Below are 20,191 nucleotides of genomic sequence, written 5' to 3' on the forward strand. Positions count from 1 at the left end.
GATTTCGTAAGGATTTTACTTGCCAAGCAGTGCATCAGCAAATGTTTTTGCATAAGCTTCTGCGCGAACAACGTCTTCTTCGTCAGGATCTAGATCGACTTTCAAGCCCTCAACTGGAACCGTCGCGCCTTGCTCTTTCAAGCGTTTCTCAACAAGGTCAACCGTGAGGCAAAACTCGTCGTAGAAAGTATCACCAGAGCCGAAAGAAGCACATACTTTACCAGAAAAATCAACGTCGGACATATCTTCATAAAAATCCACGAATTCATCAGGAAGCTCACCATCATCATACGTGTAGCCACCGATAAGCGCGCCGTCATACGCTAATAATTTCTCAGGCTCCACCGAGATACATTCCTCGATTTCCACTTCAATATCGTATTTCTCTAATTCTTCGCCTAGGATATCTGCAATTTCTTCTGTGTTACCAGTCATGCTGGCATATACGATCATTACTTTTGCCATTATTTACATCACCATTTCTTTCTATGAGTTCTAAGTTAATACGCTAAAAAAAAGCACACTTGCGAACGCGGAATATGCTTGTTTCATCAATCACTAATACTTCCATTATAAAGAATTTCAGGAAAACTGCAAGAAATTCCGTCAAATTTAGCAAAAACGTCATATTCATACTTTCAAAATGAGGCGAATAAAGCTATAATGGTAGAAGTGAGAATTTCTGGCGGATCAGGGATAAGGTATATCCGTGCAGAAGTAGAGAAGGGATGGAAAAAATGATTACATTGAAGTCAAGACGCGAAATCGATGAAATGAAACGCGCAGGAGAAATCCTTGTGGCGACACATAAAGAAATTAAAAAGTTGATTAAACCAGGTATTACGAGCTGGGATCTAGAAGTCTTCACGGAAGAATTTTTACGAAAACAAGGGGCAACTCCAGAGCAAAAAGGCTTTGAAGGTTATGAATTTGCTACGTGTGCAAGTATCAATGATGAGATTTGCCACGGCTTTCCGCGTAAAAAAATCTTAAACGAAGGCGATATTATTACGGTGGATATGGTAGTGAATTTTCATGGCGCCCTTGCTGACTCTGCTTGGACGTATGGCGTTGGGCAAGTATCACCAGAAGCGGAGCGTTTAATGGAAGTGACGCACAAATCTTTGTACTTAGGCATTGAACAAGCCCAAGTTGGGAACCGTATCGGTGACATTGGTCACGCTATCCAAACTTACGTAGAAGCGGAGAAGCTAGCGGTTGTTCGCGAATTTATCGGTCACGGAGTTGGGCCAACGCTTCATGAAAAACCAGAAGTACCACATTTCGGTGCAGCGGGTAAAGGACCACGTTTGAAAGAGGGGATGGTCATCACGATCGAGCCAATGGTAAACACGGGCGGTTGGAAAGCGAAGATGGATGACAACGGTTGGACGGCACGCACGGCTGACGGCTCACTATCCGCACAATATGAGCACACGATTGCAATCACGAAAGATGGCCCAGAAATTTTAACATATCAAGGTGAAAACGACTAAATAGGACTTAGGTGTGTTGCTCTGAAACGCGACACACCTAAATTTTATTAAGGGGAGAAGAAGAACGATGGGGGAAAAAAGAGCAATTCGTAGGACGACAGTGCCGCATACAGTGGATTCGGTTTGTCAGGAGCTACATAATTTGGGCATTACAGCAGGAGATACGGTGATTCTTCACTCCGCGCTCGGCCAAACAGGTTGGGTTTGTGGTGGTGGAATTGCGATTATTAAAGCCTTTCAACAAGCGTTAACAAAAGAGGGGAATTTGGTCATGGCGACGCAGAGTAGCAATGTTTCTGATCCAGCGAAATGGCGAAATCCGGCGGTTCCAAAAGAATGGTGGCCGACGATTTATGAAGAAATGCCAGCGTATGATCCAGACGAAACGCCAACCTTTTTTATGGGTGTTATTCCAGAAACATTTCGGAAAATGCCGGGCGTATTGAGGAGTTCTCATCCAAAGTATTCTTTTTGTGCGTGGGGCAAAAGTGCGGCGTTCATCACGGAAAAGCATGCGCTTAATTTTGGCTTCGGGGAGCAATCTCCGCTAGGAAGGCTCTATGAACTTGGCGCCAAGATAGTGTTAATGGGGGTTGACCATAATAAAAATACGTCATTACATCTTGCGGAACATCGTGCGAAAACGTTACGAATTCAAGAGGAGAAGTCACCAGTATTCGTAAATGGTGTGAAAATTTGGCGGGAATACGACGAGTTGGCGCACAATAGTGAGGCATTCATTGAAATCGGACGTCAATATGAAAAGGAAATAGCACACCAACCGACAACGCTTGCTGGTGCGCCTACAAAAATATTTGATATGTGTAGTCTGATTGATTATGCGACGGAGTTTATTTCCGGATAGTGCTTAATTCCTCCGCAAAAAGCTGCATTTCACGCATACTAATATTGTTTTTGCGATGAATCAAAGTATAGATTTCAAGCAGCAAATCATAATGAATCGCGTCTAAAGTTAGATTTTCGAAGACAGAAGCGTTGACCATCTTTAATTTTGCTGTGATTTCATTTAACATATACGCAACATTTTCTTGCGTTGGATTTTCTAAGTTCATGTGAAGCCTCCTTTTCAACTTGCAAAAATTGTAGCATAAACTTTGGAGTGACGCCACAATTAGCATTTATTTTTAGAAAGAAAGGAGATGCCGATGTTTAAAAAAATACAAGAGAACCGCCTCGTTCGTTTTGGAATGGCGGTAGGGAAGCGTTTCACAAAAAATGATGTGTCTGGGAGCGCGTCACAATTAGCGTACTATATGCTCTTTTCGATTTTTCCTATTTTATTGATTGTGGCCTCATTACTCCCATATTTCAACATTAATCAGGATCAGTTGTTTACGACAATTAAGCAGTTTGTGCCAGAAGAAATTTATGATTTTATTAATAATAACTTAGACCAATTGCTCAACAACAACTCAGGTGGTGCGCTGTCACTCGGGATTTTAGGGACGTTATGGTCTGCTTCTAATGGCATGAACGCGACAACGAAAGCCTTAAATAAAGCTTATGGCGTGAAGGATCGGCGCAATTATTTTGTGAAGCGTCTGTTGTCTGTTGTCTTTACGATGGGCATGCTTGCGGTTGTGGTTGTAACGCTGCTACTTGTTGTTTTTGGACAGCAAATCGGGATGTTTATCTTTAATCATCTCAATGTGTCACAGGATACGTTGGATATTTGGAATAACTTCCGCTGGATCGTGACGCTGGCAGTGATTTTCATCGTATTCTCCTTTATCTTTTGGATTGCGCCGAACCGCAGGAGTACACTGTTCAGCATTTTACCAGGGGCTGTTTTTGCGACAATTGGTTGGGCTGCAGCGTCGATCGGATTCGCTTATTACGTAAACAATTTTGCCAACTATTCCGCAACATACGGCAGTATCGGCGTCATTATTATTTTGATGTTGTGGTTTTATATAACAGGAACGATTTTGATGATCGGTGGCGAAATCAACGCCACACTTAGTATCGTACGACAGAAAAAGCTGGTTGGGGAAATAAATTAGATTCCAACCATAAGGAGAGAATTATTTTGAGCGAAAATCCAGTAACAGAAGGTCAACAATTCCCGCTAACGATAAAACGGATCGGTATTAACGGCGAAGGAATCGGCTATTTCAAGCGTTCCGTCGTATTCGTTACCGGCGCTTTAACGGGAGAAGAAGTTGTGGTCGAGGCTACTAAAGTAAATCCGCGTTATACAGAGGCAAAAATCCGCAAAATTCGTAAAAAATCACCACATCGTGTGACACCACCATGCCCAGTCTACGACGCGTGTGGCGGCTGTCAATTACAGCATTTATCCTATCCAGAACAACTTAAAATGAAAAAGGATCTAATCGTGCAATCCATTGAAAAACATACGCGCTTTCACCTAGAGCAAATCGCGATCCGTGATACAATCGGAATGGGGAATCCCTGGGGCTATCGTAATAAGAGCCAATTTCAAGTCCGTGAAATAGATGATGTTGTGGAAGCCGGGCTGTTCGGTGCAGAAAGTCACGAACTTGTTCCTATCGAAAATTGCATCGTACAACATCCGGATACAGTCAAAGTTACCAATTTCGTTCGCGATTTATTAGAAGAACTCGAAATTCCGATCTACGAAGAACAACGCAATAGCGGAATTGTTCGTACCATCGTGGTTCGTACGGGTATCAAAACCGGCGAAATTCAACTTGTACTCGTAACGAATAGCAAGAAGTTGCCGAGAAAACGTGAGTTGTTGGAGCGTATCCAAGCTGCGTTCCCAGAAGTAGTATCGATCATGCAAAATGTGAATCAAGCAAAAACATCGTTAATTTTCGGTGAAGAGACGCTGTTCCTAGCTGGTAAAGAGAAAATCACCGAAAAATTAGGCGAAATCGAATTCGACTTATCAGCACGCGCCTTTTTTCAATTGAATCCGTCACAAACGGAGAAACTATACCGTGAAGTAGCACGTGCTATTCGCTTGACTGGAAACGAGAAAATCGTTGACGCTTATTGTGGTGTAGGAACCATTGGACTTTCTTTAGCCGCTCGAGCTAAGGAAGTTCGTGGCATGGATACAATTGCAGAATCAATTGATGATGCCAATGCCAATGCCGCGCGTGCCGGTGTGACCAATGTGACTTTTGAAACAGGCAAAGCAGAAGAAATTTTCCCGAAATGGATTAAGGCCGGCTTTAAACCAGATGCGATTGTTGTCGATCCACCGCGTGTCGGTTGTGAAGACCAGTTGTTGCAATCGATCTTGCAAACAAATGCCAAGCAGATCGTTTATGTATCGTGCAATCCATCGACCCTTGCCCGCGACATTCAAGTTTTGTCGAAGAAATATAATGTGAAGTATATCCAACCGCTTGACATGTTCCCGCATACAGCACACGTTGAGAGTATCACTGTTTTAACGCTAAAAAAATAAATGAGCAGGGGCGAAAGACCGATGACAGTAACCTTACAGAAATTCATAAAAGAAGCATCACAAACGGAGGCTCTCAGAAATTACACGCTAGAGAATGACACGTTCTGCGCGCATCCATTAACTTTTTTAGATCGAGAAGGCTACCACTGTGTCCTTGTTTGCGATAACGAGGAGGTCGTTGGATTTTTCGTTTTGGATAATGGGCCTGATTTGGCGACCTACGTAGCGGAACCACATGCTTTACTTTTGCGAGGCTATTCGATTGATTCAACTATGCAAGGTCAAGGATACGGGACGCGTTCTCTCGCTGAACTAAAGGCTTACGTAAATGCTCATTTTACCATGATCGATCAGGTTGTTTTAGCTGTGAATAAACGCAATATCCCTGCACAAAAGCTGTATTTAAAAAGCGGTTTTCGAGAAACGGCAAGAACCGTCTTAGGCCCGCGCGGCGAACAATTCGTCTATGAAATGAAAATGTGACAAACAACAATGAAAAAAGGAAGAGCGTGCGTATGGTCCTCGTTTTTCCTTTTTTAATTACCTTGCAATAATGTAAGGTGTAAAAGGCGTCACAGTGCTTTTCATTGTGCACGTTATTTGTTAAACTAAGGAAGACTATTAGTCGATAAGAAAGTGTGGCAGATAAATGAAAAATGACAAAATTCGGTTTCTTGTTCTTCTGATTCCGGTTTTATATATGGGGTACGGTATATTTTTGGCGCTCGATTTTGGTAGCAAAGCAGAGTTCATAAACGTCCTTGTTAACGGTGTGATCCTCGGCGCCATCTCGATCTTCCTCATACAAAAAGCATGGCTAAGAAGTTGGGCAGACATTATTTGGTTAGCAGCTTTTATTTTATATTTATTTATTTTGCATCATTTGGTTACATATATAGCGGTTGGGGATATTATCAAAAGCACCTATACCGGCAGTTTTCATATCCAGCAGGAAATGGTGAATCTTGTGCCGTTTACGACGATTGAAAACACGCTACAACAGACGCTACCGACGATGCCGACGATCATTCAATTAATCGGAAATTTCCTATTACTCGCGCCATTAACCTTTTTTCTGCTCTATTTTCGAATTATTCAACGGGGGTGGACAGCGCTTTTGGTAGCATTGCTCGTTTCGACAGGCATCGAATTGGTCCAGTTTCTTCAAACAACGATCATTACTGGCTTTAGTGGGATCACATTACCTGAGAACCGTTCGACCGACATTGACGACATTATCTTAAACACGCTAAGTGGTTTACTCGGCATTCTTGTTGCTGTTTGTTTACCAAGCGTTCGCAAACGAAAAAAATAACAGCAGCGCAATAGTCAAAATTGGAAATAGTGAAGGAGATTGGTATGATGAAAGAAAGATTTGCAAAACTCGTAGCATGGTTCCAACAAAACAGTCTGAAAGCCAAGATAATCTTTATCGTTTTCGTGCTGGCGTTCGTCGTATACGAAGTGATCAGCATCGGGACAACCACCGATTTTGGCGCCTTAAAAGATAACTTAACATCACAGAGCCCAGAAAATATCTTAATTATGATTGTAGTCGGACTCATTGCCGTGACACCGATGCTCATCTATGATTTTGTCATCGTCAAACTCTTACCAGGTAAATTCCCAACCAGTCACATTATCACATCTGGTTGGATTACCAACACATTTACCAATATCGGCGGATTTGGCGGTGTGCTAGGAGCTTCCTTACGTGCCAATTTTTATGGCAAAAACGCAGACCATAAACAAATTCTTCTAGCGATCTCAAAAATTGCCTTATTCCTCGTATCCGGTTTATCTATCTATTGCTTAATCGGCCTAGTTACACTATTTATTCCCGGTTTTGCGGATCATTTCCGCAATTATTGGCCGTGGTTACTAGGTGGGGGATTATATTTCCCAATCTTATTTTTCATTACGAAGTGGAAAAGTAAAACCTTATTTGAAGATTTACCGCTAAAACGTGAGTTACTACTCGTATTAGCATCCTTATTAGAGTGGGCGTTCGCATTTGGTTGCTTCATCATTATTGGCGTTTTAATGAACGAGCCAGTCGACGTTGCCAAAGTATTTCCGCTATTTGTTATTGCGTCCGTCATCGGGATTGCATCGATGGTACCAGGTGGGGTAGGAACGTTTGATGTTGTTATGATCCTCGGCCTCGAGCAGCTTGGCGTCCCAACAGATCTAAGTGTGGCTTGGTTGCTATTTTACCGGATTTTCTATTACATTATCCCATTTGCCGCAGGGCTACTATTCTTCGTTCAAAAAGCAGGGAAGAAGTTCAACGACTATTTAGAAGGCCTGCCGCTTCTGTTCTTGCAAAAACTCGCGCACCGTTTTCTCGTTCTATTCGTTTATTTCGCAGGGCTGATGCTCATTATCTCCGCTGCGATTCCCAACGCGATTTATCATTTACCATTGCTGTATAAACTCGCGCCATTTAGCCTTTTCTTCGTGTCACAAATCACGATGATCGCTTTTGGATTTCTACTATTAGGGCTGGCTCGCGGGATCGAAAGCAAAGTCACCAAAGCGTACGTAACGACGATTGTTGTGCTAGGTTGCGCGATTTTCAACACGCTTGCCCAAGGTTTTTCGATTAAAGCAGCGATTTTCCTAGGTATTGTCTTATTCTGTGTCTATCTTGCCCGGCACGAATTTTATCGCGAAAGGCTGGTATACACGTGGAGTAAAATTATTTTCGATAGCTCGTTATTCCTCGTATGTTTGGTCGGGTATGTCCTAATCGGTATTTACAATTCACCAAAAGTACCACATCACAAGAAAATTCCCGACTTTCTCCTTATTCCATCCGAACATGTTTGGATTACTGGGTTTATAGGCGTGGCCATTGCGGTTTTGAGTCTCATCGTGATTTTCTACTATTTCTCGATGACCAACGTGACGATTGGCGAACCGTTTGACGCAAGACGTTTACGCGCTCATTTGGCGAAATATAAGGGCAACGAAGTAACCCATACCATTTTTATGCGTGACAAATTGCTTTTCTGGTCTAAAGACGATAAAGTACTGTTTCCATTCCGAATTAAGGCGGATAAAATGGTCATCATGGGTGAGCCGATTGGGGATAAAGAGTATTTAGAAGAGGCATTGGAAGAACTGATGATTTACGCCGATCGCTTCGGTTACCGTCCAGTCTTTTATGAAGTAGATGTCGACATGCTAGCATTCCTCCACGACCATGGCTTTGACTTCATGAAAATCGGTGAAGAAGGCTTTGTATCTTTACCAGAGTTCACACTAACCGGTAAAAAACGAAAAGGCGAACGCGCACTGATGAACAAATTTGAGCGTGAAGGCTATATATTTGAAGTCATCGAACCAGACTTTGATGAAGCAACCATCCAGCGGCTACGCGAAATTTCTGATGATTGGTTGGACGGCCGCACTGAAAAAGGTTTCTCATTAGGCTACTTTGATGTTTACTATTTGTCACAAGCACCCGTCGCAATTGCCCGAGATGAGAGCGGTGAAATCATTGCCTTCGCTTCCATGATGCCGTGTTATAACGATGAAATGACATCCATCGACTTAATGCGCTATGGCAAAGATGCGCCAAGCGGAATCATGGATTTCCTATTTATTAATCTCTTCCAAAAAGGGCAGGAAGAAGGTTTCCAAATTTTCAACGCCGGGATGGCGCCACTTTCAAACGTTGGAGCTTCCCAGTTTGCCTTTTTAGGAGAACGTTTAGCTGGCCTCGTTTACCGCTACAGTCAAGGTTTCTACGGCTTCCAGGGCTTACGCAATTATAAATCTAAATACGTCACTACTTGGGTTCAAAAATTCGTTGCCTTCCGCAAAAGAAGCTCAATCGCCTTTACGATGCTACAGCTAATGGCGCTTGTTGGCAAAAAACGACCACTATCCAGAACACAAATTGTAGAGGATATTCCAGAAGAACCAGAACCGGTTTTAGAAGAAATAAAATAAAAAATAAGCGCTTAGGATCTGAATTAAGACAGGTCCCAAGCGCTTATTTTATGAGTCACGTATTAAATCTGCCAGTGCATCCTCGATTTTAGGGAATACAAACGCAAAGTTTTGATTGAGTAACTTTTGCGGGTAGGCACGTTGACCTTCTAAAAGCAGGATCGCGCGTTCTCCCATTGCTAATCGGATGATCGTCGTTGGTGTCGCTACTTTTGCAGGTCGATTCATTGCCTGGCCGAGTAACTCGGCGAACTTTTTTTGCTGTACGGGGTGCGGAGCTGTTACGTTCACTGCACCCTCGATATTTTCGTGATCCATAACGAACAACATCACGGCGATCACATCGTCAATATGAATCCATGAGTACCACTGATTCCCATCGCCAAGCGGCCCACCAATCAAAAAAGCAAACTGTTTCGTAAGCAGTGGCAAGGACCCGCCGTCTTTCCCAAGAATTAAACCGAAGCGCGTAAACACCGTCCGAATTCCGGCTGGTCGTGCTGCCTTTTCCCATGAAATAACCGTTTCTGCGAGAAAATTATCAGCCGCAACATGTTCTTCTGTATCCAAGAAAAAAGTGGTCTGAGATGTAGGATAAACCCCAATGGCGCTCGCGTTAATCAAAAGGCGTGGCTTCGGATGCAGATTATGAATGATTTTCACAAACTCTGTGGTCGCATCGACACGACTATCTAAAATTAATTGCTTACGTTGAGCAGTCCACCGTTTATCCGCAATACCAGCACCCGCAAGATTCACACATATATCAATGGCAACCCCATCCAAATTAGGCATAGAGCCATCTAACCATTTTAAGTAATGCACACCAGCCGTATCTTCCTTGTCTTGACGCGTTAAACAATAAATAGTGTGGCCCTTACCCAAAAGCGCCGCTATAAGGTGACTGCCTACAAAACCAGTACCACCTGTCATTAAAATATTCATTTTTGTATCACTCCTGACGTATTAGATTTATATTACTTTTCCCTTTTAGATAGCTTTAAAACGGTTTTTTGCGTATGATAAGAGTAGAGAAGAGGAGGCGATAATGATGAAAATAACATCCATTTCGCAACAACAAAAAAATAAAGAACGATATAATATCTTTGTTGCCGGTAAATATTTATTCAGCGTAGACGAGGTCGTGCTAACGAAATACCAGCTGTTTAAAGATCGGGAATTAAACGAGTCCGAGCTTGCCGAAATACAAGAAGAAGACGCAATACGTCGTGGATTGAATAAAGCCATCCAATATTTAGCTCACCGCGTACGCTCCGAAAAAGAAATTCGCACGCATCTCGCGAAAGCAGAGATGGAGCCAGACGAAATCAGCCTTGTCATCCAACGCTTAGCCGAAATGAAATATATCAATGATCTCGAATTTGCGCATCTATACGTCCGCACGCAGGTTAACACGACTTCTAAAGGCCCCCGCCAAATCGAGAGGGAACTCGTAACGAAAGGTATCACCCGCGAGTATATTGAAGAGGCGCTGGTCGATTTTAAAGAGGATACGCAACTAGAAAATGCCGTGAAGCTAGCTACCAAAATTGTCAACCGTAGCCGCAAATCTGCCAAGCGCCAATTGCAACAAAAACTAATAACGGAGCTCATCCAAAAAGGCTATACAACAGATATTGCGAAAGAAGCAAGCAGTATTGCGCTCGAAGATTTCTCAGAGGAACAGGAACAAGATGTTTTAGGCGAACAACTAGGCAAACTATTGCAACGGAATCGCCGACTAGGTCCAGCCAAATGTCGTCAAAAAACGATCACATCCCTATTGCAAAAAGGGTTTTCCTATGATACTATTCAAGATTATATGCGTGAACATGAATTAGATTTCGAAGAGGAGCAAGACTAATGCAAACTTATTTTGAGAAATTAAAACAAGAATTACTAGAAATAAACCCTAATTTAACGGAAGACGAGGCGTTATGGTGGGTCGAGATGTTATGGACTGATTTTGAAGCAACGTATGCAAAAGCAGGCTATCCGTACCGCGGCGTTGAATATGCAAACGACTATGTATCCAAACAGATTAAGCAACACGGGGCCTCACTTCACTTAGTTGAAAGAAAAGAGAGGTAACGCAGGGATATTAAAAGGCCTTCTCAGACAAAAAACGAGAAGGCCTTTTAAATTAATTGGTTGCTGGATGTAGCTTCTTGTGTAGTTTTTCGTCGCTGAAAATCCAACCGGTGTATGAAGAAACGATTTCTAAGTCGTCGTCGAGTTTCACAACAGCGACAAATGGATAGTGTCCGTTACTCCGATATCTTAAATCGGTATAGGTGACGTAAGTGCCATCCATTTTTTCTTCAATACGCCAATTATACACTTTGGAAAAGGATACAAATGCCGTCAAGTTCTTATCTTTCATCGCTGCATGGATAATATCGTTATCAGGAACCGGCAAGCGATCGAACTTCTCATAAATCGAGATCGTACGTTTAAAAGCTCGGCCGACATAATAATGATCTTTTGTAGTTACTGCGACGCGCCATTGGAAAAAGCGAATCGTAGAAGCCACAATGATTTCCTCTGCATCAGGAATAAGATTTTTGACCGCGTGGGTAATAACTTTCTGCGTAATAAATCTTGCTACATAATAAAGTGCCAAGATCGCGTACAGCGTGAAGAATGTAGGTAAGGCAGGAGCCCCGAGTAACCAAATGATGATGGCCACAACGTGAGAACCAAAAATAAAGATATCAAACGTGTTGATAAAGCCAAAAGCGACCCACGTATCTTTAAATGGCCTCAATGCCTGCGTTCCATACGCATTGAAAATGTCGACAAATATATGCAGCCCAACCGCGACGAAGGTCCATAGCAAGAGATGCCAGAACGGTGCAGCTGGAAAGATTAAATAAAGAATAACAGAAAGGAGTAACGGCCAAATCGCAAGACCTGGTAGGGAATGCGTGATTCCCCGGTGATTACGAATATAATCCGCATTATTTTTAAGTTTAAGAACAGTATCAATGTCCGGTATTTGTGATCCAATAATAGTGGCTGTCATGATACCAATGGCAGCGGAACTCCCCACAATAGTAGGGTCGATCGCTGTAGCTACAGCGCCGAGTGCAATTCCCATAACAACATGTGTGCCAGTGTCCAAGAGACTTCCTCCTTAAATAAAACCAAGCGTACAGTTTTATTTTCGATTTGTGGAAAAACTTCTGTGCAAAGGCAATTGGCTGTCCAATCACCGCTCGATTCTGTATAATGGTAACGTTGCTTAAAATCGAGAATGAGAAGTTTTTTTCATATCTATATTATACTACAGAATACCCGAAAACAGGCATTAGAAAACCATGAGAATATAAACATAAAACGAGGAGTAAACATATAATGGAGTGGGAAAATGAAAAGATTACTGCTTTCAGATCAGCGCTGATTGATTGGTATGAAGCGAATAAAAGAGTATTGCCTTGGCGTGAAAATACAGATCCATATCGTATTTGGGTATCTGAAATCATGTTACAACAAACAAAAGTAGACACAGTTATGCCATATTTTGAGCGTTTCATGACCTGGTTCCCAACGATGCAGGACTTTGCAGATGCGCCAGAGGAACGTATTTTAAAGGCATGGGAAGGCTTAGGTTACTATTCGAGGGTTCGCAATTTGCAGGCCGCGATGAAGGTAGTTGTGGCTGAACATAACGGTGTCGTACCTAGTGATCTGGAAGGGATTCTTGCTTTAAAAGGCGTGGGTCCTTACACGGCGGGCGCAGTTCTAAGTATCGCTTATGAAAGAGCAGAACCAGCTGTCGATGGCAACGTGATGCGCGTTATTTCGCGTGTTTTGGAAATCGATGACGACATTATGAAGCAGAAGACACGGAAAAAATTCGAAGCCGCATTGTATGACCTCATTGATCCCGAAAAACCTGGCGAATTTAATCAAGGTTTAATGGAAATCGGCGCGCTTGTCTGTACACCGAAAAAACCGATGTGTCTAGTTTGCCCGCTGCAAGAATTTTGCGAGGCGCACCAAGTTGGAAAAGAAGAAGAATACCCAGTCAAAATCAAAAAAAACAAAAGTGAAGAAAGTGTTCCTAACAAGTGCGATCGTGCAAACAGGGAGCGATCAATTTGTGATAGAACAGCGGTCGGATACAGGTTTACTTGCGAATCTATGGCAATTTCCGACGGTCGATCAGTTAGAAAACCGGGAAGCGATGAAGCTTGCCTTTTTGCAACAATATGGTTTGGAACTCGAACTAGGCGCAGAGCCAGTAACGCACGTCAAACATATTTTTTCACATCTGGTTTGGGAAGTAGAGGTTTTCGTAGCGCAAGCGATTACCGCACAACCATCCGAGCTAAAATTAAAAACGGTCACAAAAGCTGAGATGGAGCAGTTGGCATTTCCAGTTCCATATCAAAAAATGTGGCAAGCATTCCAAAAGGGGGAAACAGTACAATGAATAAAGTAGCGTTAGTAACAGGAAGTAGTCGAGGGATTGGACGAGAAATCGCATTAGAACTCGCCAAACAAGGATATGATATTGCGATTAATTTTGCTAGAAGTAGAAATAAAGCAGAAGAGGTGGCGAAGGAAGTCGAAGCGTTGGGGCAAAAGGCAGTGCTCGTACGCGCGAATGTCGGCGATGTTGCGAAGTTGAAGACGATGTTTGAAGAAATTGATGAAGCATTTGGCCGACTAGATGTGCTGGTGAATAATGCTGCGAGTGGTGTTTTGCGCCCGATTATGGAATTAAACGAGTCCCATTGGGATTGGACGATGGATATCAATGCAAAGGCGCTACTTTTTGCAAGTCAAGAAGCGGCGAAACGGATGCAAAAAACAGGCGGTGGCAAAATCGTTAGTTTGAGTTCAGTTGGAGCCATTCGCTATTTGGAGAATTATACGACAGTGGGGGTTTCTAAAGCAGCAGTTGAATCACTGACGCGTTATTTAGCGGTAGAATTAGCACCACTAGGAATTTCTGTGAACGCTGTTTCGGGCGGGTTGATTGAGACGGAAGCATTGGATCATTTTCCAAATCGGGAGGAGCTGTTGGCGGATGCGATTGCTAAAACTCCGGCTGGGCGTATGGTTGAAGCGCAAGATTTAGTAAAGGCTGTTTCGTTTTTGGTTAGTGATCAGGCGGATATGATCCGTGGGCAGACGATTATTGTAGATGGTGGGCGGACGTTGTTGGTTTAAAGATATAGAGAGGTAGGGAATAGTGTTGTGGTAGGTCAAAGTGTAGCAATCATGCACGCGGGAATGCTCCATTTTTGGCATATCATCGCTTTCAGATCTAGCTTCAAGAGCCAGCCTCTCGGAAATTTCGTGGCCTCCGCAAAAACCAAGAGAAGGTTTTCACTGCACCCCCTAACAATTTCTGTCGAGGCTAAACGGTCTCTTTCAGCTTTTCGTGTCTTTTCAGTTTTTTTGCAACGGATTGCATGGTATAATGGAAAAGGATGTTAGATCGATAGTACATGAAGAAAGTAGGATATTGGATGTACTTACCTAAAGAGAAAGAAATAATTCAAATCAAAAGCTACAAAACACGACGGCTCACTTCATCGTACTTGGAAAAAAACGGTTGTATTGAAATCAACGGAAAATGTTATTATCGGTGGGAATGATCACACTTTGGTAGTAGAATCAGATGGGCGTAAGTGGGTAACTCGCGAGCCGGCCATTTGCTATTTTCATAGTGAATACTGGTTTAACGTGATTTCAATGATTAGAGAAGACGGGATATACCACTATTGTAACTTAGGTACGCCTTTTGCATCAGATGAAGAAGCGGTCAAGTACATTGACTATGATCTGGATATTAAAGTATTTCCAGATGGGCGCTTCCACTTGCTAGATGAGGGCGAATACGAGCAGCATAGACGACAAATGAAGTACCCAGACTCGATCGACCGTATACTGCGTCATAATGTAGATGTCCTTTCACACTGGATACTGGAACAAAAAAGGTCCATTTTCCAAAGATTACATCGACATTTGGTATGAAAAGTATAAAGAATACCGCTAAATTTGTAGCAAAAAACACGCAAAACAAGCTCCCGTTCTAGGATCTTGTTTTGCGTGTTTTGCCGTTTAATAAATGGTTTGGACGTGAGCTTCTAACGATTGACGTATCTTTTGGCGACTAGGTTCATCTTTTCGATAGCCAAATGCAAGCATGGCAGAAACACCAAATGTGTCAGTATCCAGCAAGTTTTCAGCGATTAAGAGCTGCTCGATGGCTTGTTTATCAAAACCCTCAATCGGACAAGAATCGATGCCAATGGCGGCAACACTTGTCATCATGTTTGCCATCGCTAAGTAAGCTTGCCGACTAGCCCATTCAAAAACAAGTCGGTCGTTCGCAAGTAAATCAAAATCGTTTTCCAAAACATTGCGGAAATGATTCGTGTATCCTTGCAAACATCAGCAGGCATTTGTGCCACATTTTTAAGATGATTTTGAATATAGTCTGATTCAGGTAATAGACCGTTTTTCGTGCGAGACAACACGATCACAAATTTATCCGCTGTGCGCGCAATGTGCGACTGGGGTCTTGCAAATGAAGGGGACATCATCACGAACAGAACGATTTTAACCCAAACGAAAGAACCGAGCCAGCCTTAGAAGCCACTCGGTTTTTTTGCTTGCTCATCACGATTCATGAACATCAATATCGATTTTATTTTCTTCATTATGACGAAGCTTAAAGCTATGCATTAATTTTTCCAAATAATCCACGGTTTCCTGATAAGCAAAGATACAAGCAATAATCCGCATCAAATGGTACTGATCAATGCCAACATCCTCATCAACCTTATCAAATTCCTCCATCTCATTCAAAAATAATTTCATCAAATCTTTCGGATCCTGTGAAAAATGCTTCTCCGCATAATTCAAATCGACAGAGACCTTATCAATATACGTGAGTAAGAGCTGCTCATGTGTATCCGTCAAATAATCGATCTGCCTTCGAATGAGCTCCTGTTTGTCAGGAGGTAATTGAAGAAAATCATTTTCATACCGGTGTAGTATTTTCAATAGCTCGTAACCTTTCTGCGAACAAAGAATCATTTGCCGATAGACGGCGATTTTTCGAGATTTCGAGATCTTTGTTCGTCGCAAAAACGTTCGCTCTTCACGGTACAATTCGTAGTAGCTACTCATTTGTGTAATCTGCTTTTGCATCCATTTCATGTCTTTTTTTTAGCAATGGGAAATCTGCCGCGTGTCGCAAGTTAAGTTTAATCCAGCGCATAATCTCATCATTTGTACTATAAATGAACTGGAATAAAGTCACCTCATATTTGGGTGGCAGGAAGATCAAGTTCACGATAAAAGCAGCGACAAGACCGAGCATAATCGTTCCGAATCGCGTGAGAGCAACCATCAAGAAGTCACTGTTCGGCGAATCCATCACGATGACAAGTGTCACAAGTGCTAGTCCAATCGTGTTTTCCAGTTTAAATTGAATCAACATTGCCACACAAAGAATGGATGCAATCCCAATGAGAATGAAATCATTGCCAATATAAAGTCCGAATCCGATTGCAATTGCCGCTCCAATCACATTCCCTTGCGCTCGTTGCAAAATCTCTAAATACGACCGGTAAATCGATGGTTGCACTGCAAAAATTGCGGAAATCCCTGCTAAAGAAGGAGATGGAGAATGACAAAGCTGCGCAATAAAAAGTGCTAAACTAATCGCAATACCTGTTTTTAGAATCCTAGCCCCGAATTTCATCGCTGGTTATTCCTTTCTTTCATGTAATTGAGTACAAAAAATCCTAACTCGTTTCTCCTATTATAACCGTAAAACCAGGTTTGCAAACAAATCATCGTGCCATTTTTTCAAAAACACGTGATACAGCAACGAGTGTAGTATCAATATCTGCCTGTGTGTGTGCGGTTGTAATAAACCAAGCTTCGTATTTCGAAGGAGCCAGCATAATCCCTTCTTCTAGCATAAGTTTAAAGAACTGGCCAAACTGTTCGCCGTCTGTTGATTGCGCATCAGCATACGTCACAATTTCTTGATCAGTGAAGTAAACTGTTAGGGCACCTTTAATCTGATTGACCGTAATGGTGATACCATACTGCGTTGCTGCTTCTGAAATTCCCCTTTTAAGCGCTGTACCGAATTTTTCAAAGCGATCGTATATACCGTCTTTTTGTAAGACTTCTAAACAAGCGATCCCAGCCTGAATGGAAGCAGGATTTCCGGCCATCGTTCCAGCTTGATACGCCGGACCAAGCGGTGCCACTTTTTCCATAATATCAATGCGACCACCGTAAGCCCCGATTGGCAAACCGCCACCAATAATTTTGCCGAGTGCCGTCAGATCAGGCGTTACGTTTAGCAGATTTTGTGCACCTCCATACATAAAACGAAATGCTGTGATGACCTCATCGTAAATAACCAGCGCCCCAGCCTCGTGTGTCAGTTCATTCACGGTCTCCAGGAAGCCATCCACAGGCCCAACAATACCAAAATTCCCAATAATAGGTTCCACTAAAACGGCCGCAACTTGATCTCCCCAAACGCGCAACGCTTCTTTAAAACTCGCGATATCGTTGAAAGGAACAGTGATCACTTCCTCCGCAGTAGCTTTCGTAACCCCAGCAGAATCAGGTGTACCAAGTGTTGAAGGACCCGACCCAGCTTCCACTAACACCAAATCAAAATGACCATGATAAGAGCCAGCAAATTTTATAATTTTATCACGTCCAGTGAAAGCTCGCGCCACACGAATCGTTGTCATCACAGCCTCTGTACCGGAATTCGTAAAACGCACTTTCTCTAAAGAGGGGATAGCTTCTTTCAACATTTTCGCAAAAGTAACCTCATGCCTTGTTGGCGTTCCATATAAAATCCCGGTTTCCGCCGCATGCGTAATTGCCTTCGTAATGTGAGGATGAGCGTGCCCTGTAATAATTGGTCCATAAGCCGCCAAATAATCAATGTACTTATTACCGTCAACATCCCAGAAATAAGCGCCGCTCGCGCGTTCCATCGTTACAGGGACACCACCACCAACACCTTTGTAAGAACGCGAGGGGCTGTTAACGCCACCAACAATATGTGAGAGTGCCTCCGTATGTAACTTTTCCGATTCTGAATGGTTCATTTTTTGATACATCTCCTTCATTAAACTATCTTCCCTTCCATTTTAGTAGAAATAGCCACGAACTGCAATGAATAGAAGCAAGTTCTTTGTTTCCTAAACAAAAAGAAGCTAAAATGAAGGGGACGACACGCGAAGAAAGTGAAGTGATTTTTTTGGAAATTTTATTTACGATGCCAATTCCAGATGATTTAAAAAAACAGCAACAGGAGGCATTTCCCAATCACAACTATTATTACACAGAAGACTTAGAAACTTATCCCCAAATAGTGAGCATAGACTGTCTTGTTACGTATGGCTCTGACGTAACAGATGCTATTATTGAAGAGGCACGAGCACTGCGCTGGCTTATGGTTTTCTCAGCAGGGATTGAAGAACTTCCTCATGAAAAGCTACAGGAACAAGAAATTCTTGTCACGAATGTTCGAGGAATTCACGCTATCCCGATGGCGGAATTTACAATAGCCTACATGCTTTCCCACGTGAAACGCTTAGCCAATTTTTCCGTCAAACAATCAAAGCACAACTGGGAGCGAGATAAGGAAATAAGCGAGCTGGCAGAAAAAATAATCCTTATCGCAGGTACAGGGGCGATAGGAAGTCAGATTGCTCGCTTTGCCAAGGCTTTTCAAATGCAAACGATCGGTGTGAACACCACAGGTAATTCTGTGGAACTTTTTGATCGCGTTGTTTCTATAGAAGAAATGCATACAGCGCTACCCGATGCTGAATTTGTCGTATCCATTTTACCTGAGACACCCCAAACAAAGGGAATTTACAAGTTCAAGCATTTCGAAACAATGAAAAAAAGCGCAGTATTCATTAACATAGGACGAGGCAGCGCCATTTCAGAAGAAGTTTTGCTAGAGGTAGCAACAAAGCAGCCAATTGCACATCTATATCTAGACGTAACACCGCAAGAGCCATTGCCAAGCGATCACGTATTATGGACTTTTCCCAATATCACGATTACTCCACACGTTTCCGCGCACTCACCAAAATATCTCTACAGAAGCTTCGAGATTTGGCTTGAAAATGTAGGAAGGTTCCAAAAAGAAGAATCATTATTAAATACGATTAACCTGAATCGAGGCTACTAAACCCTGTTTAAAAAAAAGAATACGCGCCTAATGTTGACAGACCAAGCGATTGTTCGGTAGAATAGGGTTATATGTACAATCTAAATTAAGCGAGAAAGGAGTGCATGACGGTGTCTAATTCTCATTCTCATTTACGAGAAGCAATAGATGTCTTGAAAAAAACTGGAGTCAGAATAACTCCTCAACGTCATGCTATACTTGAATTCTTAATTAATGCTGATACCCATCCTACCGCCGACGAGATTTACAGAGCGCTTGAAGGGAACTTCCCCAATATGAGTGTAGCTACAGTTTACAATAATCTACGCGTATTCCGAGAAGCAGGACTAATTAAAGAATTACCATATGGCGATTCATCCAGCCGATTTGATTTTTCGACATCCGAGCATTATCATGCCATATGCAATGAATGTGGAAAGATAGTAGATTTTCATTATCCCGGTTTAGACGAAGTAGAACATTTTGCCGCAAGTGTAACAGGCTATGAAGTAAATAAACATCGACTAGAAGTTTATGGAACTTGTCCAGAATGCCAAGCAAAGAATAACACTCAAAATATATAAAACATCCAGCAAAACCATCATATCAGCCGATCTGGTGGTTTTCTTTTTTAGTGGATGCATAAAAGTGTAAAAATTTATGCAAAAAAATTTATAAAAAGAAAAATGGCTTCACGGCAATGTTTAACGCATACATTTTTGCGGAATTAGACTACCGTATGAAAAAAAACTCAAATAATATGGATAACTTGGTTGACATTGCTTGGATAAATTGATATATTAGTTCTCGGCGCTACTAATTCAACGTTTTTACACAGAAAAATATCACAAAAAAAATTATTTAAAATTGTTGACAGATAAGTGCTCGAATGGTATGATTTAAAAGTCGCAAAAAACAAAACAACTTGAGTGATAGCAACGCGGAAATGACCTTTGAAAACTGAACAGAAACAAAGATAAAACCAAGAAGACAGCAATGTTTTCGGGTAAGAATCACAGGACGGAAATAGAGAGCTATTTCCACAAGTAATACTAGTAAAATTATTTGCTAGCGAAGTCAATTTGACGCAAGGATCTTATTTCACGGTGTTGAATAAGTATT

At 42.2% G+C, this 20,191-nt stretch carries 18 protein-coding genes and 3 pseudogenes; 14 read left to right on the forward strand and 7 right to left on the reverse strand.

What is annotated here, in order from left to right; all coding sequences use genetic code 11:
* Positions 1-15: 15 nt before the first annotated feature.
* Positions 16-465 carry a flavodoxin gene (locus tag PGRAN_RS11670; protein WP_036067287.1) on the reverse strand — a complete coding sequence of 150 codons (450 nt, stop codon included), beginning with the start codon at positions 463-465 and terminating at the stop codon, positions 16-18.
* A 272-nt stretch (positions 466-737) separates the two neighbouring features.
* Between PGRAN_RS11670 and map the strand changes: the two genes are divergently transcribed.
* Entirely contained in the window at positions 738-1,496 is a 759-nt protein-coding gene (gene map, locus PGRAN_RS11675; protein ID WP_036067308.1) for a type I methionyl aminopeptidase, read from the forward strand.
* A 67-nt stretch (positions 1,497-1,563) separates the two neighbouring features.
* Entirely contained in the window at positions 1,564-2,361 is a 798-nt protein-coding gene (locus tag PGRAN_RS11680; protein WP_036067289.1) for an AAC(3) family N-acetyltransferase, read from the forward strand.
* Here the strand turns inward: PGRAN_RS11680 and PGRAN_RS11685 are convergent.
* Positions 2,348-2,569 carry a DUF1128 domain-containing protein gene (locus tag PGRAN_RS11685; protein ID WP_036067290.1) on the reverse strand — a complete coding sequence of 74 codons (222 nt, stop codon included), beginning with the start codon at positions 2,567-2,569 and terminating at the stop codon, positions 2,348-2,350. The genes PGRAN_RS11680 and PGRAN_RS11685 overlap by 14 nt on opposite strands.
* A gap of 93 nt (positions 2,570-2,662) precedes the next feature.
* Here PGRAN_RS11685 and PGRAN_RS11690 point away from each other — a divergent pair, with 93 nt between their 5' ends.
* The 5 genes from PGRAN_RS11690 to mprF all read left to right on the forward strand — a co-directional run bounded on the left by PGRAN_RS11690 (position 2,663) and on the right by mprF (position 8,880).
* Positions 2,663-3,520 carry a YihY/virulence factor BrkB family protein gene (locus PGRAN_RS11690; protein ID WP_036067291.1) on the forward strand — a complete coding sequence of 286 codons (858 nt, stop codon included), beginning with the start codon at positions 2,663-2,665 and terminating at the stop codon, positions 3,518-3,520.
* 26 nt (positions 3,521-3,546) lie between these two features.
* On the forward strand, positions 3,547-4,920 hold the full coding sequence (gene rlmD, locus PGRAN_RS11695) for a 23S rRNA (uracil(1939)-C(5))-methyltransferase RlmD (protein WP_036067292.1): 1,374 nt from the start codon (positions 3,547-3,549) through the stop codon (positions 4,918-4,920).
* Positions 4,921-4,941: 21 nt separating this feature from the next.
* The gene (locus PGRAN_RS11700) at positions 4,942-5,403 is read left to right on the forward strand and encodes a GNAT family N-acetyltransferase (protein WP_036067293.1); all 462 of its coding nucleotides are present in this window, start codon (positions 4,942-4,944) and stop codon (positions 5,401-5,403) included.
* Between the two features lie 166 nt (positions 5,404-5,569).
* Positions 5,570-6,235 (forward strand): VanZ family protein, encoded by a 666-nt coding sequence (locus tag PGRAN_RS11705; protein WP_036067294.1) that lies wholly within the window; start codon positions 5,570-5,572, stop codon positions 6,233-6,235.
* 47 nt (positions 6,236-6,282) lie between these two features.
* Entirely contained in the window at positions 6,283-8,880 is a 2,598-nt protein-coding gene (mprF, locus tag PGRAN_RS11710; RefSeq protein WP_036067296.1) for a bifunctional lysylphosphatidylglycerol flippase/synthetase MprF, read from the forward strand.
* A gap of 48 nt (positions 8,881-8,928) precedes the next feature.
* Here mprF and PGRAN_RS11715 read toward each other — a convergent pair whose 3' ends face one another.
* A complete protein-coding gene (locus PGRAN_RS11715; protein ID WP_036067298.1) occupies positions 8,929-9,825 on the reverse strand; it encodes a TIGR01777 family oxidoreductase in 897 nt (298 codons plus the stop codon).
* Positions 9,826-9,931: 106 nt separating this feature from the next.
* On the opposite strand from PGRAN_RS11715, the gene recX reads away from it, so the two are divergent.
* Together recX and PGRAN_RS11725 are read left to right on the forward strand one after the other, a co-directional pair.
* Complete coding sequence (gene recX, locus PGRAN_RS11720; RefSeq protein WP_036067301.1) at positions 9,932-10,744, forward strand: recombination regulator RecX; 813 nt, start codon at positions 9,932-9,934, stop codon at positions 10,742-10,744.
* Entirely contained in the window at positions 10,744-10,971 is a 228-nt protein-coding gene (locus PGRAN_RS11725; RefSeq protein WP_036067302.1) for a YfhJ family protein, read from the forward strand. Before recX ends, PGRAN_RS11725 begins: the two co-directional genes overlap by 1 nt.
* A 52-nt stretch (positions 10,972-11,023) precedes the next feature.
* On the opposite strand, the gene PGRAN_RS11730 is transcribed toward PGRAN_RS11725, so the two are convergent.
* Complete coding sequence (locus PGRAN_RS11730; protein WP_036067303.1) at positions 11,024-12,004, reverse strand: metal-dependent hydrolase; 981 nt, start codon at positions 12,002-12,004, stop codon at positions 11,024-11,026.
* Positions 12,005-12,237: 233 nt separating this feature from the next.
* Here PGRAN_RS11730 and mutY point away from each other — a divergent pair.
* From mutY to ntdP, 3 genes and pseudogenes are all read left to right on the forward strand, one after another.
* A pseudogene (gene mutY, locus PGRAN_RS11735) lies at positions 12,238-13,318 on the forward strand (A/G-specific adenine glycosylase).
* On the forward strand, positions 13,315-14,061 hold the full coding sequence (fabL, locus tag PGRAN_RS11740; RefSeq protein WP_036067304.1) for an enoyl-[acyl-carrier-protein] reductase FabL: 747 nt from the start codon (positions 13,315-13,317) through the stop codon (positions 14,059-14,061). Before mutY ends, fabL begins: the two are co-directional and overlap by 4 nt.
* Positions 14,062-14,363: 302 nt before the next feature.
* Positions 14,364-14,893 (forward strand): annotated as a pseudogene (gene ntdP / locus PGRAN_RS11745) (nucleoside tri-diphosphate phosphatase).
* A 65-nt stretch (positions 14,894-14,958) separates the two neighbouring features.
* On the opposite strand, the gene PGRAN_RS11750 reads toward ntdP, so the two are convergent.
* The 3 genes and pseudogenes from PGRAN_RS11750 to PGRAN_RS11760 form a co-directional block, all read right to left on the reverse strand.
* The gene (locus tag PGRAN_RS11750; protein ID WP_051998616.1) at positions 14,959-15,288 is read right to left on the reverse strand and encodes a nitroreductase family protein; all 330 of its coding nucleotides are present in this window, start codon (positions 15,286-15,288) and stop codon (positions 14,959-14,961) included.
* Between the two features lie 231 nt (positions 15,289-15,519).
* Positions 15,520-16,609, reverse strand: a pseudogene (locus PGRAN_RS11755) (aromatic acid exporter family protein).
* Between the two features lie 91 nt (positions 16,610-16,700).
* On the reverse strand, positions 16,701-17,993 hold the full coding sequence (locus PGRAN_RS11760; protein ID WP_036067310.1) for a glutamate-1-semialdehyde 2,1-aminomutase: 1,293 nt from the start codon (positions 17,991-17,993) through the stop codon (positions 16,701-16,703).
* A gap of 86 nt (positions 17,994-18,079) precedes the next feature.
* Between PGRAN_RS11760 and PGRAN_RS11765 the strand changes: the two genes are divergently transcribed.
* Positions 18,080-19,090 carry a D-2-hydroxyacid dehydrogenase gene (locus tag PGRAN_RS11765; protein WP_241433345.1) on the forward strand — a complete coding sequence of 337 codons (1,011 nt, stop codon included), beginning with the start codon at positions 18,080-18,082 and terminating at the stop codon, positions 19,088-19,090.
* A gap of 104 nt (positions 19,091-19,194) precedes the next feature.
* Positions 19,195-19,653 (forward strand): peroxide-responsive transcriptional repressor PerR, encoded by a 459-nt coding sequence (perR, locus tag PGRAN_RS11770; RefSeq protein ID WP_036067305.1) that lies wholly within the window; start codon positions 19,195-19,197, stop codon positions 19,651-19,653.
* The last annotated feature ends 538 nt before the right edge of the window (positions 19,654-20,191 follow it).

Source organism: Listeria grandensis FSL F6-0971 (genome assembly GCF_000525835.1).
In the GTDB taxonomy this organism is placed as follows: Bacteria; Bacillota; Bacilli; order Lactobacillales; family Listeriaceae; genus Listeria_A; species Listeria_A grandensis.